At 42.2% G+C, this 15,002-nt stretch carries 12 protein-coding genes; 2 read left to right on the top strand and 10 right to left on the bottom strand.

Going from position 1 to position 15,002, the window contains the following annotated elements; genetic code table 11:
• Nucleotides 1-177: 177 nt before the first annotated feature.
• The 9 genes from ruvB to GKO22_RS12860 all read right to left on the bottom strand — a co-directional run bounded on the left by ruvB (nt 178) and on the right by GKO22_RS12860 (nt 11,431).
• Nucleotides 178-1,197: a Holliday junction branch migration DNA helicase RuvB gene (ruvB, locus tag GKO22_RS12900; RefSeq protein WP_166335679.1), complete on the bottom strand. Its 1,020-nt coding sequence runs from the start codon at nt 1,195-1,197 to the stop codon at nt 178-180.
• Entirely contained in the window at nt 1,197-1,937 is a 741-nt protein-coding gene (locus tag GKO22_RS12895) for a polyprenol monophosphomannose synthase (RefSeq protein ID WP_166335677.1), read from the bottom strand. Before GKO22_RS12895 ends, ruvB begins: the two co-directional genes overlap by 1 nt.
• Before the next feature lie 44 nt (nt 1,938-1,981).
• Nucleotides 1,982-3,466, bottom strand: a complete 1,485-nt coding sequence (locus GKO22_RS12890; RefSeq protein WP_166335675.1) for a peptide MFS transporter — start codon at nt 3,464-3,466, stop codon at nt 1,982-1,984.
• Between the two features lie 20 nt (nt 3,467-3,486).
• Nucleotides 3,487-5,262 (bottom strand): peptide MFS transporter, encoded by a 1,776-nt coding sequence (locus GKO22_RS12885; RefSeq protein WP_166335673.1) that lies wholly within the window; start codon nt 5,260-5,262, stop codon nt 3,487-3,489.
• A 125-nt stretch (nt 5,263-5,387) separates the two neighbouring features.
• Complete coding sequence (locus tag GKO22_RS12880; RefSeq protein ID WP_166335671.1) at nt 5,388-6,971, bottom strand: peptide MFS transporter; 1,584 nt, start codon at nt 6,969-6,971, stop codon at nt 5,388-5,390.
• A 145-nt stretch (nt 6,972-7,116) separates the two neighbouring features.
• Nucleotides 7,117-8,007, bottom strand: a complete 891-nt coding sequence (locus GKO22_RS12875) for a sugar phosphate isomerase/epimerase family protein (protein WP_166335669.1) — start codon at nt 8,005-8,007, stop codon at nt 7,117-7,119.
• Nucleotides 8,008-8,042: 35 nt separating this feature from the next.
• Nucleotides 8,043-8,771, bottom strand: a complete 729-nt coding sequence (locus GKO22_RS12870; protein WP_166335667.1) for a (Fe-S)-binding protein — start codon at nt 8,769-8,771, stop codon at nt 8,043-8,045.
• A complete protein-coding gene (locus GKO22_RS12865) occupies nt 8,764-10,089 on the bottom strand; it encodes an MFS transporter (protein WP_206367899.1) in 1,326 nt (441 codons plus the stop codon). The genes GKO22_RS12870 and GKO22_RS12865 overlap by 8 nt, the downstream gene beginning before the upstream one ends.
• 43 nt (nt 10,090-10,132) lie before the next feature.
• On the bottom strand, nt 10,133-11,431 hold the full coding sequence (locus GKO22_RS12860) for a D-alanyl-D-alanine carboxypeptidase (protein WP_206367898.1): 1,299 nt from the start codon (nt 11,429-11,431) through the stop codon (nt 10,133-10,135).
• A gap of 76 nt (nt 11,432-11,507) precedes the next feature.
• On the opposite strand from GKO22_RS12860, the gene GKO22_RS12855 reads away from it, so the two are divergent.
• Nucleotides 11,508-11,696 carry a hypothetical protein gene (locus GKO22_RS12855; RefSeq protein WP_166335663.1) on the top strand — a complete coding sequence of 63 codons (189 nt, stop codon included), beginning with the start codon at nt 11,508-11,510 and terminating at the stop codon, nt 11,694-11,696.
• A 121-nt stretch (nt 11,697-11,817) separates the two neighbouring features.
• Nucleotides 11,818-12,693, top strand: coding sequence for a 23S rRNA (adenine(1618)-N(6))-methyltransferase RlmF (rlmF, locus tag GKO22_RS12850; protein ID WP_166335661.1), 876 nt, complete (start codon nt 11,818-11,820; stop codon nt 12,691-12,693).
• Nucleotides 12,694-12,716: 23 nt separating this feature from the next.
• Here rlmF and recQ read toward each other — a convergent pair whose 3' ends face one another.
• The gene (gene recQ, locus GKO22_RS12845) at nt 12,717-14,912 is read right to left on the bottom strand and encodes a DNA helicase RecQ (protein ID WP_166335659.1); all 2,196 of its coding nucleotides are present in this window, start codon (nt 14,910-14,912) and stop codon (nt 12,717-12,719) included.
• Nucleotides 14,913-15,002: the final 90 nt, after the last annotated feature.

Genomic DNA, 15,002 nt, shown 5'->3' with positions numbered 1-15,002 from the left:
TTATAACCGATTCAATATCGCTATAGCGCATAGAAATATTAAGTGAAAATTAATAAATATTCACTTAAATAAAGCCAGTTGTAAGGATTTTTTTTCAAAAACAGCCTGATGCGCTGTTTTAGGAGAGATCTTGTGCTTAGGTGCGAAGTGCAGTCACTTCACAAAACAGTGATACGTCTAAAAGAGGGTATTACCCCGAGGATAAAGCTTCCCCAAATGTTTAAAGGCTAACTCCGTGCATTCACGACCGCGAGAAGTACGCATCAAATAACCTTCCTGAATCAAATAAGGCTCGTATACATCTTCAATAGTTCCTTCATCCTCGCCTACTGCTGTCGCGATGGTTTTAAGACCGACAGGACCACCTTTAAATTTGTCGATAATAGTAGATAATATGCGGTTGTCCATCTCATCCAAACCATGTTCATCGACATTCAGCGCGTTCAAAGCAAACTGTGCAATGGCTTTATCGATATTACCTGTCCCTTTGATTTGCGCAAAATCTCGCGTACGGCGCAACAAGGCATTGGCAATACGCGGCGTACCGCGACTGCGTCGAGCAATTTCATAAGCGCCTTCTTCGGTAATCGGCACGCGGATAATATGCGCAGAACGCTCGACAATCGTCGTCAGCAACTTCACATCGTAATATTGCAAGCGAGAATTGATACCAAAACGAGCGCGTAATGGAGCCGTCAATAAACCCGAGCGGGTCGTTGCTCCTACTAAAGTGAAGGGATTTAGACTAATTTGCACAGAACGTGCATTGGGGCCAGTTTCGAGCATGATATCGATCTTGAAATCCTCCATGGCCGAATACAAATATTCTTCGACCAAAGGACTTAAACGATGTATCTCATCGATAAATAGAATATCACCTTCGTCTAAGCCAGTGAGTAATCCAGCCAGATCGCCCGGCTTGTCCAATACCGGACCAGAAGTAATTTTGATGCCGACTCCCATTTCGTTAGCAATGATATGGGAAAGCGTCGTCTTTCCAAGGCCCGGAGGGCCATGCAACAAGACGTGATCTAAAGCTTCGCTACGTAATTTTGCCGCTCTTACGAAGATAGATAGGTTTTCCAAGATCTTGGCTTGACCCGTGAAATCTTCAAAGGTTTGTGGACGCAATACACGTTCCAGGTCTTTGTCGGTGTGGCTTAGCCTTTCCGCATTTGGATCTAGATTTTCGTTCATCAGTTACTCCCCCTTTTATTCGATTTCTTAAACAAACTCGCCCATTTCAAGCTTATAACGCCCCAAAATGCTTCCCTAAAAATCTTGGTACTCATCTTCGAGGTACCGTGCGTACGATCGGTAAAGATAATTGGCACTTCTACCACTCGGAATCCATCTTGGATGGCTTTGAACTTCATTTCGATCTGAAACGCATAACCCACAAAACGAATTTTATCCAACGGAATTGTTTCCAACACTTCGCGTCGGAAACAGACAAAACCGGCCGTCGCATCTTGAATATCAATACGCATAATCGCGCGCACATACATGGAAGCGAAATAAGATAACAGCACCCGCTTCATCGGCCAATTCACGACATTTACGCCTTGAATATAACGCGATCCCACCGCCATATCAGCTCCCGTGATGCAGGCTTCTTTTAAGCGCAATAGATCGTCTGGGTTATGACTGAAATCGGCATCCATCTCAAAAATATACGCATAAGATCGTGCTAGTGCCCAACGAAAACCATGGATATAGGCCGTACCTAAGCCCAGTTTTCCGCGACGTTCTTCTATAAACAGTCGATCCGGAAAAGATTCGCACAATTCCTTCACAATCACCCCGGTGCCGTCTGGTGAACCATCATCTACAATTAAAATATGAAAGTCACCTTCCAACGAAAACACTTTACGAATGATGCGTTCTATGTTTTCCTTTTCATTGTATGTAGGAATGATTATCAGACTGTCTGCCACGGTATATTATTGATCTAAAAGATAAAAGTACTAAATAAAATCTGCTATCTAACGCCGTGCATCAATCGTTTGATGAATGGAGAAAGGGCAAATAAGATAATCGCCGCCACGATAGAATAGATCGCCAACTGCTGGTAACCATCTGTGTACGCCATCAATTTGTCTAACGCAGTAGCATTGTCATCTGGAGAAGACATCCCTGCACCTAACAATCCGGCTACATATTGTCCGTAAGCACTAGCCAAAAACCACAAACCCATCATCATACCTCCTAAACGCTTTGGCGAGAGCTTCGTAATCATGGATAGACCGATCGGCGACAGACATAATTCTCCGATGGTAACCGCCAGATACGCTAAGGTAAACACGCCCAAAGAGGTTTTGCCTTCAGCATCCGCAAAAAAGCGTGTTCCGAAAAACAGATAGTAGGCCAATCCTAAAAACACGAAACCTAAAGCAAATTTGATCACCGTATTGGGCTCCGCTTTCTTCCGCGCCATGGCCAACCAAAGCAAACCTAACAATGGACTGAAAACGATTACAAACAGGGAATTTGCTCCATTATTGACCACGTTGGGATCTATATTGAAGAAGAATAGGTTATCATGCAGGTTGTTATTCGCAAAGAGCGCTAAAGAACCGCCTGCCTGTTCGAAGATCGCAAAAAACAAGATGGAAAATAGAATCAGAATCAGGGCAGCCATCAATTGCTGACGCGCTTTCGAGTCGTTTTCTCTCTTCATCTGCAAGAAGAAGTAGCCTAGTGCAATCGGACCGATGATGTACATAAAGTAATCGGTGTACCGCGTATTGTTAATCATCGTAAAGATGAGTGGAATACTAGCCAGCGCCGCCAAATACACAAATAGCTCGGTCCGTATACGCGTTGAATTCGGCATGTGTAGTAGCGGACTATTTCCAATCGGTTTGATATGTCTTTTAGTCGCCAAAAAGATGATTAATCCAATCAACATCACCAGAGCTGCAGCACCAAAGGCATAATTCCATGAATAGTTTTTCCCTAAATAAACACATAGAATACCACCTAATAATGCACCGACATTAATCCCAGAATAGAACATCCCAAAACCAGCATCTCTTCGCGGATCATCTTCTTTATAGAGGTCGCCCACCATCGAAGAGATATTGGGCTTAAAGAAACCTGTACCGATAATGGTTAGCGCTATTCCAAAGTAGAAATAATCGTGTGGTGATAAAGCAATTAATCCGTTGCCCAGCAACATCATCGAAGCACCAAAGATCAACGAGCGTTTGAATCCTAAAAACTTATCTGCAAAGATACCTCCTACAAAGGTAAAGGCATATACAAAGGCCTGAATCGCCCCATATTTTAGGTTAGCATCGCGATCAGACAACAATAATTGGTCGACCATAAAGATGGCCAATACCCCACGCATTCCGTAAAAACAGAAGCGTTCCCACATTTCTACTAAAAAGAGATACCACAGTTGTTTCGGGTATTTCCCGTCAAAATTCTGAATATCTTCTAACGTCAATTCTTTAGACATACGTAATTTTTAAGATGAGGCTATTTGACGCCGTGCATCAGTTTTTTGATCAATGGATTCAATAAGATCACCAATAAACCGCCTGCTGCCGGAATAATGGTAAAGAGAAAAAAGAAATGACTCAATGAATAATTCTGCTGAATAACCTCTACTTGTCCACCTAGAATAGCGGCTAGCTTTTGCGCAATAGCAATCGCCAAATACCACATCCCAAACATGAAGGCCAACATTCGCGCAGGCACCAATTTGGAAACGTAAGACAAGCCTACTGGAGATATAAAGAGCTCTCCGATGGTGTGAAATAAATAGGTCAATACCAAGAATATCATCGACATCTTCACACCAGAACCGACTTGCAGTGAACCCATACCTAAAATTAAGAATCCGATCGCTACAAAGAACAAACCCAAGCCGTATTTCACCGCTGCCGACGGATTGTATTTAGAATCCCAAATTCTGGAGATAGTCGATGCTAATGATATAATAAAGAAGGAGTTAAGAATAGAAAACCAAGATACTTTAATGGCAGAAACTTCTGCTGTGAATTCACGGTACAACATCCAGATCCCTGATCCCCAAATCAGTATAAAACAAATAAAGAGAATGATATTAGAAGCAGCCGTCTTCGACCAAGTAATGATCGACAAACGAACCAACACCCAAGAAATAATGATGAGTGGCACAATGGTCAATAAGGTATTAATGGTATTAAATACATACAAGCTATTTCCTGTCAACTCCCGATCCACGTAATCCCGTGCAACCAGTACGAGCGATGTAGCACCTTGCTCAAAGCTCATGAAGAAAAAGATCAGGAATACCGCCAATAGAATAACACCAAACATGCGATCTCTTACCACCTTTGCATACCGGACAATACGAGAAACTACTAAGCCTAAAAAGATAACAAGTGCTACTAAGACCACAATAGTCTGGCCGCGCAGGCTATCCGTATCCAAGAAAGCAAACATGTCTAGCACGTTGTTTTTAGACAAAGGATCATTGAACGCATACGTCAAGCCGACGATAGAAACCAACACGATTAGGAAGAAATCCAATTTGGTAAAACGATTGTAACTCGTTTCGCCCTCTTCTAGATTCGTCACTTCTTTTTGTTCGGAAGTAGTCGACTTCTTCAGCACACCCAAATCGCCCGTAATCGGTTTTGCTAACCAAAATTGAATCGTACCTAAAAGCATAAATACACCAGCAAGACCAAATCCCCAATGCCAACCCACCGTTTCGCCCAGATAACCGCAAAGCATCATTCCAAAAAATGCTCCCGCATTCACTCCCATGTAGAAGATCGTATAAGCACCATCTTTCTTCTCCGGTCGATAACGATACATTTCGCCCAGAATAGCGGGCATATTCGGTTTGAAAAAGCCTGTACCAATCACCAAACCAGCCAATCCAATAAAAAACATGATCGGCGAATTGAATGCCATGGATGCGTGTCCCAAAGTCATAATAATCGCACCAATAATGACGGCAGCACGCGATCCAATGTACTTATCAGCAATCACACCACCAAAGATCGGGGTGATGTACAATAACATGGCATACGTACCGTATAACGCACCAGCTTGCTCAGCAGACCAGCCCCAACCTGGATTGGTCGTTAATACGGAAGCGGTGAGGAATTGTATCAGCAAGACGCGCATACCATAAAAAGAGAATCGCTCCCACATTTCTGTGAAAAACAACACAAATAATCCTGGAAAGTGCCCCAATAGCAACTTCTCCGGCTCGCTATCGGTAGCGCCTATTGGATTTATAGGTGAAGATGGAATCATAAGATATAAAAAGGATGTATTTTCAAGTCCCAAAGTTAAAAAAATAAGTGAAGACACTTATCTACTTCTAAAAAACAAAAAAAGCGCCTTTGGAAGGCGCTTCTGTATATGTTGATTTTGATCACTTATTTAATTCCATGCATCATCCGTTTTAGCATCGGGTTAAACATTACTAACAAGATGGCTACGATAATCGGTAAACTGGCGATGATAAGAAAGAAAATCGAAATAGAATATGCATTGGCAATTTGATCGATATAGCCACCTAACCATCCAGCCAAATAACTAGCAATCGCTGTTGCCATAAACCAGAATCCAAAAATCAATCCGACCAAGTTTTTTGGAGATAATTTACTGATATACGATAATCCAACCGGAGAAATACATAGCTCACCCATCGTGTGGAAGAAATAGGCTAATACCAGCCACAACATACTTACAGATGCTGTTAACGCTCCTTGCGGGATATCGCGGCTACCATAAGCCATCGCAACGAAACCAAGCGCTACTAATACTAAACCGAGCGCGAACTTGATTGGACCAGATGGATTCCATACTTTTTCCCATAGCTTGCTGAACATGGAAGCGCAGGTCACGATAAAGAACGCATTTAAGATCTGAAACCAAGAAACCGTTACTTCAGTCGCCTCCGAATTAAATTCATTATTGATCTTCCAAAAACCTAGCACCGCTATCGAAGCAAAAGATAACATGGTAAAGAAAATGGTTAGAGGATACTTCCGAACTATTTTACGTGCCAAACTGATGAGTACATAAGTCACAATCACGATCGGCATTAGAGTCAACAAGGCATCGATCCATTTAAAGCTCGTAGCTGCTGAACCAGAAAGTATGCGTTGTGTATAATCTTTGGCAAAGATGGTCATAGACCCACCAGCCTGCTCGAACGCGAAAAAGAATAAAATACTCGCAACCATTAATACGCCAGCCACAATTAAGCGATCGCGTACCACGTGATTGGGTGTTACTTCCTCTTCAATTATTTCCGACACTTCTGTCTCCAACGGAATCTGATGTCCTGGTTTATCTCCTACTACACCAAAGATGCGCTGTCCAAAATAGAATTGCAGCATGCCAAAAAACATAAATACACCGGCTAATCCAAATCCATAATGCCAACCTACTTTCTCTCCGATATATCCGCAAAGTAACGATCCTAGAAAAGCACCTGCATTGATCCCCATATAGAAAATCGTGTAACCAGCATCTTTTTTAGCACTTGAATCTGGATATAATTGACCAACCATGGACGAAATATTGGGTTTGAACATACCGTTACCTAATACCATAAAGGCTAAACCTAGGTAAAAGAAATTCTCAGAAATGCCTTCTAACGCCATGGAAGCATGACCCAAGGTCATCACAAAGGCACCGATTAAGATCGCCTTTTTATAACCGGTTAATTTGTCGGCTAAAATACCACCGATGAGCGGTGTAAAGTACACCAAAGTGGTGTACCATTTGTACAAAGAAAGCGCTTCTTCATTGTTCCAGCCCCATCCGCCCTTGGCGATTTCTGACACTAAAAACACGGTCAATAAGGCTCGCATTCCGTAATAACTGAAACGCTCCCACATTTCCGTAAAAAACAGCACCAGCAAACCTGCTGGATGCCCAAAGACCATCTTGTCGTCAATACCCTTCTTAGCCAAGTGTTGAACTAGGCCTTCATCGTTGTGTTGGTTCATATAAGTTTTAAAACAATCTCTAATTAGTTGTTAGCCTCACATCGCTATGCTACGACTTTCGGAGCACATTGGTAGGCGGTGTGAGGTCTACAAAGAAAAGAAAAATAACGCCACATCTGCTGCAATGTCATAGATCTTTTACCTATTAGGCCATTTGAAATCGCTGTAGTAATTTTTTGGTCAGTTTGATGCCTTCCATTTCACTATGCTTATCTCCCTCGTACTCGATACCTACATAACCCGTATAACCGGCATCGCGCACAATCTTCATCATGCGTGCGTAATCGATATTGGCCTCATTGCCTTGCGCATCGAAAACATTTGATTTGGCACTTACGCCTTTGGCGAATGGCATGAGATCTGTCACACCCTGATAGCGATCATATTCATAGAAATTTCCAAAATCAGGCAGCGAACCGCAATATTTGTGACCCACATTCTTAAGCACATTCGACAACCATGCACCGTCTGATGAAATACCACCATGATTCTCGACGACCACACTGATGCCCGCATCTTTACCATAAACAGCCAAAGTTCTCAGACTTTCTACGACGCGCTTGGCCACTTCCTCTGGTGTACCCTTGCCCGCCGCATTGACACGAATAGCGTGGCAGCCCAACTGTTGTGCAGCATCTATCCATTGATAATGATTTTCAACGGCTGTTTTTCTTTTGGATACATCTGCATTGCCCAATTCGCCTTCTCCATCGACCATAATCAACACATTTTTCACATCGTGATCCGCTGCTCTAGCATTTAGATCTTTTAAATACGTTGCATTTCGCACCTCATCTTTAAAGAAGCGGCTCACATACTCTACGGCGTGAATATCAAATTCTTTGGCAGCGAATGCCGGAAAGTCAATGTTCTTTAAATCACCTTTGAACAGCGTACGGTGCAGCGACCATTGTGCTAGCGAAATACTGAACCAAGGTTTGTTGACGGAATGACCAAATAGATTATTGATGGGTGCCAATGCTAGGCCTGCTCCCAACAGACCCATGTTTTGTAAAAATGTTTTTCTTGATTGCATACTCATATTATTTAGGGTTTACATGGATATTCTCGCTATATATTAGGCCATCCGGCCGTGAGCACATCCACCAAGTGAATTGCCTGAATCGGTAGTCCTTGTTTTTCAATAATTGCCTGCAGGTGCATTAAGCAGGTGTGATCTTGACAAATAATATAATCGGCTTTCTTGTCCAAAGCGTGCTGTACGACGGCACTTCCCCAAGATACCGACAGCGGTACATACTCTGCTTTTGTGGCTTTCCCTATTTTGCAAGTATGGTCTGAGTCAGATACGATCAAATCCAATCCCCCTACTTGATTCAATAAGCGCAGCGCTTCGTCTTGCAATTGATAGCCATTCCAACGCGCGCAGGCGGAATGAAACACGGCCGACGACACGAACTCTGCTCCAAAATACTCTTTTCGAACGACATTCACTAAGAAATCAGTGATTTCAAAGATATTACGTTGCATCTGCCGACATTTGTTGTGATCGGTAGAATTGGTAAACAAATCGTTGAATCCATCGCGTACCATCCCCACTTCGGTCAGCGAAGGTGACACAATATAATCGATACCTTCAAAGTCATGCAGATACTTGGACCCAACCTCCTTCGCCTCTTCCCAATATCCTGCCTCATACAGATCTATGCCACAGGTAGTTTGCTGTGGGTTATAAGAAACCTCACATCCTGCACGCTCTAGCAAACGAAGCGTGTTGAAAGCGGTTTGCGGATAAAATTGATCAATAACTCCAGGAATAGATAATTCTACTTTATGCATGTGTATTTTTTGTGACTTTACGTTCGAATCTATATAGACTGATCAAGAGGATGAGTCCTACAATGAAAAACACCGACATAAACAGTGCCGAATACCGAATATTGTGGCTTACCTGCTCAATGATCGCGAAGCTAAACAAGCCTAGCACGATGGCAACTTTCTCGGTTACATCATAGAAACTAAAGAATGAGGTCGTATCTTCTATATTGCTAGGTAGCAGCTTAGAATAGGTGGATCGCGATAAGGATTGTATACCGCCCATCATCGCACCCACCAGCATCGCGAGAATGTAAAACTCTGTTTTTGTTTGTATGAAAAATGCGGCCACACAAATAAAAATCCACACGCAAACCACACCAATCAACACCGTCGTATTGCCTAATGGTTTCGCCAATTTTGACATGAGGTAAGCGCCTCCTATTGCGATAAGTTGTATTAGTAATATTGCTGCAATTAGTTCCGACATTTCTAGACCAATCTCTTTCATGCCGAAAGCTGTCGCAACGATCATCACCGTTTGTACGCCCATAGAGTAGAAGAAATATGGAAAGAGAAAGCGTTTAATCGCTGGAATCTCTTGAATACGCTGCCATACGCTACCAAATTCTTGACGCACTTTCTGGCCAATTGTCCAACCGGATGGCATCGCCGAAGGTCGGCTTTCTGGCAAACGACGAAAAGGGATCTGAGAGAAACCTAACCACCACAATCCGACCAAAAAGAACGAAAGTCTTGCTGGCAAAGAGGCGTCGGTAATGCCAAACCATTCTGGTTTTAGTACGAACACAAAACAAATGATTTGCAGTGTCACACAGCCCACATATCCGTAGGCAAAACCTTGCGCACTAACACGATCTTGCTGCTCAACGCTGGCAATCAATGGCAAATAAGAATTATTAAATGCCAGACCGCCAATATATCCTGCTGCCGCAAAAGCGTATAAAAAGATACTAAGTTCAAGGGTCTCTAACCGAAAAAAGAATAGCCCCATACACGCCAAAGCACCTAAATAGGTAAAGAACTTCATAAAGTACTTCTTGCGTCCGCGTACATCCGCATACGCGGAAACAAAAGGCAGCGCAAAAGCCATAATCAAATAGGCAATGGATAATGCAAAATTAGACAAAGCGGTGTTAACAATCGGATAACCAAAGAAGTACACCACATCACCGTGCATCTCAGTATAGGTAATCGCCGTGTAGTAGGCTGGGAAAATCGTTGAGGTGATGACTAAATTATAGGCAGAATTTGCCCAGTCAAACATGGCCCAAGAACGGATCGTTTTGGGGTTGTCCTTTTGTAAAGTTTGAATATCCATAGAGTTGAAAGCGAATATACCACAATTTGAGCAAGGGACCCGATCAATAATTTTGGTGGATGTAGGTCATAATGCGTACCATTTCCTGTTTTACTTCTTTTAAGTTGTCGAAATAATTGTTATTCATAAAGGAAAACGCATAGCGCTTGCCACTCGCTCCTAGCAAAAATCCACTCTGTGCATATACGCTATTAATGGTACCTGTTTTTGCCCAAACAAATGGTTTGCCGTTGACCAGTGAGTACAAATTACGTAAGGTGCCGCTGGATCTTCCCGCTGGAAACAACCAAAGTAAGTCTTCGTCGGAACCAGCATTTTTCTGAATCATCAATAATAGCTCCACCATGCTTCTTGGCGTGACCTTGTTGTAAAAAGATAAACCACTGCCATCATAAAGAGCAATCTTGTCGGTGAATAGCGAATAATACGTAGTAGCCATGTATTCGCGCATCCGCTCCGCATTAAATTGGGTAAACATCAGAAAGGACGCCGTATAGCACAATTGTTCTGCTAAAAAATTGTCACTGTACAACATCATTTCGCGAAGCAATTTCCGTGTAGACATAGAATACACATATTGCACATCAGACGGCATGCTATAGCCAGCAAGCACCGTGATTGGGCGATGCAAGGTATCTTGTAACAAGGTTACAAACATATCCGAACTGTAGATAAATGGTTTATGAAATACAAAGCCCGAACGCACGCGATAACTCGTGGCATCAAAATAGTTTTCATGCGGATGCCGAATGATATCAAAACCTCCAATACCGGGCTTTACACTGATATTGGCTTCGAAATAACGCGGAGTTGCACGCAACTGTCCTCGTACATTTTTAAATTGCACGGTATTGCCGTAAATGGGAAAGCTACTAATATCAGGTTGAAAATCATTTTGATAATCTTCTGCTGCCCAACCATCTCTATACGCTGATTCCAGTACTTGCGCAGGTGCATAAAATAATTTATAAGGTGTTTTTTGTAGAAAGTGATAGACTTTTCGGGTATCTAGTTTACGGTGCAAAAAAGTTGGATCTCCCGTCCCCCAGAATATCAAGGAATCACCTCGTACCACATAAGCCAAGCCCGGAATGGAATCTCCGACATGCTGCAAGCTTTGCAAAAGGGTAAATACTTTGGTATTGGATGCTGGTGTAAAATGTACATTCTGATTTACACTATGAACGTACCGCTGTTCCTCTATATCGTAGAGGGAGAAACCATGTAAGTGCTGCCGTAGAACAGCAGATTCCTGAAAAAGCTTTTGAATGGACTCCTCCTGTTGCGCTTGACCAATATACTGCACCGACAACAGGAGCATAAGTAGAAACCATCTGATCATAAACGTAAACATACAGAAAAAACAATTTAGTGCTTCTACCTGTTCTTCTAATGAACAACAAAAAAAGGAGATTATTATGAGCACACAAGATCATGCAAACAAAGACCCGAAATTGGCAGAAGATAAAGACCCTAAAAAAGCACAGCACGAATCTGAAAAAGGTGATGGTTATGTACCACCGACCCCAGAAGTCCCATCTGCACAAAATTCAAGAGAGCACAATGGGCCAATTACTAATAAAACCCCAGGCGGCAGAAGAGAGTAAAAAATATTTTAGAAAACATCTAAGGCGGATAAATTCAATTTCTCCGCCTTTTTCTATGGAATATGATACACATCGGTAAACACGCAACAGAATTGGTATCTTTGTCCCGTAAAATATTCTTATGGCAAATACAGCACAGACCTTCCATTACAATAGCCGACATCTTGACGGATACGATTTCAAAAAATTATTCAAAGCAGAGCCTGCATTAATTGAACACGTAGTAACTACTCCGCGTGGCACTCAATCCATTGATTTTAAAAATCCGGAATCTGTTTTTATACTGAACAAAGCGCTATTAGCAGCTTATTACCAGGTAAAAGGCTGGAAACTGTTGGCCAATAGTTTGTGTCCACCGATTCCGGGACGTGCTGATTATTTGCATTATTTAGCCGATCTTATTCCAGATGATCAGCCCATGCGTGTCTTGGACATCGGCACGGGGTCGAGTTTGATATATCCTTTGTTGGGGGCTTCGTTATTCCCATGGAGCTTTGTAGCAACAGATACACACGCGCCATCGCTTGATAATGCGTATGAAATTCTAGAAGCCAATCCCGAATTGAAAAAAAGAATTCTATTGCGTCATCAGCCAGATTCGGCACAGATTCTAAAAGGAATCATTCGTCCGAATGATCAATTTGACGCCATCATCTGCAACCCACCTTTTTATAGTTCACGCGAGCAGCATTGGAACAAAGTGATCCATAAAAATGAGAAGTTGCATAAAGGAAAAAGCTTACCTGTTCAGAATTTCGGTGGCTTGGCGAACGAATTGTGGCGAGAAGGCGGTGAAAAGGCTTTTGTCACTCAATTGATTTACGATAGCTTGGAATACAAAGAGCAATTGAAATGGTGTACCGCTTTGGTGGCCGACAAAGATCATTTAAAACCGTTGGTTTCGGTGTTAGAATATCATAAAGTTCCGCAGGTCGAGATTATCCCGATGCAGCAAGGGCAGAAAATATCAAGACTTTTGGCTTGGCGCGTGCGCTAAACCAAAAGTCTTTGCGCATCAGATTAGTTGCCTAATTCCGACATAAATTTGATGCGCATCAATTGAATCTCTTCGTACGTATAATCAGCCTCTCCTAGTTCATCAAGAGCACTTTTTACCGTATCAATATCTGCCGATAAGAAATATTCGTACACTTCATCTTGGCGATCTTGATCAATCATTTCATCCACGAAATACGAGATATTTAACTTCGTACCCGAGTTCACAATCGATTCCACCTCGCGCAACATATCTTCGTAGCTAATGCCTTTTGATGAAGCAATATCGTCTAACCCAATCTTTCGATCTATATTTTGAATGATCGACACCTTTAAGGCCGATCTGTTGGCGGTACTTTTGATGACTAAATCTTGTGGCCGATCTATACCATTATCGTCTACGTATTTTCGGATCAGCTCTGCGAAAGGCGCGCCAAACTTTATGGCCTTTCCGCTACCTACCCCATGAATTTGTTTCAATTCATCGATTGTGATCGGATAATGCGTACACATTTCGTCCAAAGAAGGATCTTGAAAGATCACAAATGGCGGCAAAGATTTTTGTTTGGCAATCTTCTTACGCAAATCCTTCAATAATTGTAGCAGCGCCGTATCTAAGGCACTATCATTAGGATTTACCAAACCCATAGTAGTACCAGATGATTCGGCAGCTTCAAAAGGTTTGTTTAAAACGAATTTCATCGGGTACGGATTTAACAAATACTTGCTTCCCGACTCTGTCAACATCAACAACCCGTAGTGATCGATATCTTTCTTGATGAAATCTGCTAATTCGGCCTGCCGAATGACAGATTTCCAATAAATCACCCCTTGCTCCTTGCCCGTGCCAAAAAGTGGATGCGTATCATGCTTGTAAGAAGATACGGGTTGGTTATTTTGCCCCATCAACACGTTGATAACATGATGATCATCAAACTTATCACCTTGCTCTTTGATAAATCCTAATACTTGCAATATGGGTGCTTCTGCATCCAGATAAGTGCGCGAAGAGCGACAATTGTCGCACATATTATTACAGCCGGTTTCGTCAAAAGATTCACCAAAGTAATGCAAAATCTGCTTCCTGCGGCAAACGGCAGATTCCGAATAATCAATAACTTCTTTGAGAATCTGAGTACCAATTTCCCGTTCGGCTACAGGTTTATCTTTCATGAATTTGGTCAGCTTCTCGATATCTTTTTCAGAGTAAAAAGCAACACAAACTCCTTCACCACCATCTCGCCCAGCGCGACCAGTTTCCTGATAATAGCCTTCCATGGATTTTGGAATATCATGATGAATGACGAAACGCACATCCGGTTTGTCGATTCCCATTCCGAAAGCGATCGTTGCCACAATGACTTCCACATCTTCCATCAAAAACTTATCCTGCGTTTCCGCACGTACTTTGGCATCCAATCCTGCATGATAAGGCAAAGCTTTGATACCATTAATATTAAGCACTTCTGCAATTTCTTCAACCTTTTTGCGGCTCAAACAATACACAATGCCTGTTTTACCAGCATTGTTGCGAATGAAACGCACAATCTCTTTCACGACGTCGCGTTTTGGACGTACTTCATAATAGAGATTGGTACGGTTGAACGACGACTTGAACAGCGCCGCGTCGTTCATCTGCAAATTCTTACGGATATCCGATTGTACCTTTGGTGTAGCGGTAGCTGTCAATGCTATAATGGGAATTCCTTGTCCAATCCCATTGATTACTTGTCTAATTTTTCGGTATTCCGGACGAAAATCATGCCCCCACTCCGAAATACAATGTGCCTCATCTACCGCGACAAAGGAGACGGTAATATTGCGCAAAAACTGAATATTATCTTCTTTGCCTAAAGATTCTGGAGCTACGTAGAGCAATTTGGTTTTACCCGAAACCACATCATCTTTTACACGTGCTATATCACTTTTGGTCAACGACGAATTTAAGAAATGTGCGATGCTATCACTCCCACCAAATGCACGCAACTGATCGACTTGATTTTTCATCAGCGCGATTAATGGAGAAATGACAATAGCAGTTCCTTGGCTCATCAAGGCAGGTAGTTGATAACAAATAGATTTGCCACCACCCGTTGGCATGATGACAAAGGTGTCTTTCTTGTTTAAAACATTCGTAATAATCGCTTCTTGATCACCTTTGAACGTATCAAACCCAAAAAATTCTTGCAAGTTATCAAACAGTGATTTTTCTATATCCATAGAATTAGATGAAATATATAGATGTGTGCATTACACTAAATCGCGCTTGCACGTCCCAAATACAGTAAAATAAAATTACAGATTTTTTGA

This window comes from Sphingobacterium chungjuense (assembly GCF_011316935.1).
Classification (GTDB): Bacteria; Bacteroidota; Bacteroidia; order Sphingobacteriales; family Sphingobacteriaceae; genus Sphingobacterium; species Sphingobacterium chungjuense.
Note: the sequence above shows the minus strand (reverse complement) of the source record. Positions and strands in the feature narration are given on the sequence as shown.

Coding starts and splice junctions, on each gene's coding strand:
- ruvB (WP_166335679.1), bottom strand. CDS start 1,197: ATGAACGAAAATCTAGATCCAAATGCGGAAAGGCTAAGCCACACCGAC.
- GKO22_RS12890 (WP_166335675.1), bottom strand. CDS start 3,466: ATGTCTAAAGAATTGACGTTAGAAGATATTCAGAATTTTGACGGGAAA.
- GKO22_RS12885 (WP_166335673.1), bottom strand. CDS start 5,262: ATGATTCCATCTTCACCTATAAATCCAATAGGCGCTACCGATAGCGAG.
- GKO22_RS12880 (WP_166335671.1), bottom strand. CDS start 6,971: ATGAACCAACACAACGATGAAGGCCTAGTTCAACACTTGGCTAAGAAG.
- GKO22_RS12875 (WP_166335669.1), bottom strand. CDS start 8,007: ATGCAATCAAGAAAAACATTTTTACAAAACATGGGTCTGTTGGGAGCA.
- GKO22_RS12870 (WP_166335667.1), bottom strand. CDS start 8,771: ATGCATAAAGTAGAATTATCTATTCCTGGAGTTATTGATCAATTTTAT.
- GKO22_RS12865 (WP_206367899.1), bottom strand. CDS start 10,089: ATGGATATTCAAACTTTACAAAAGGACAACCCCAAAACGATCCGTTCT.
- GKO22_RS12860 (WP_206367898.1), bottom strand. CDS start 11,431: ATGATCAGATGGTTTCTACTTATGCTCCTGTTGTCGGTGCAGTATATT.
- GKO22_RS12855 (WP_166335663.1), top strand. CDS start 11,508: ATGAGCACACAAGATCATGCAAACAAAGACCCGAAATTGGCAGAAGAT.
- rlmF (WP_166335661.1), top strand. CDS start 11,818: ATGGCAAATACAGCACAGACCTTCCATTACAATAGCCGACATCTTGAC.
- recQ (WP_166335659.1), bottom strand. CDS start 14,912: ATGGATATAGAAAAATCACTGTTTGATAACTTGCAAGAATTTTTTGGG.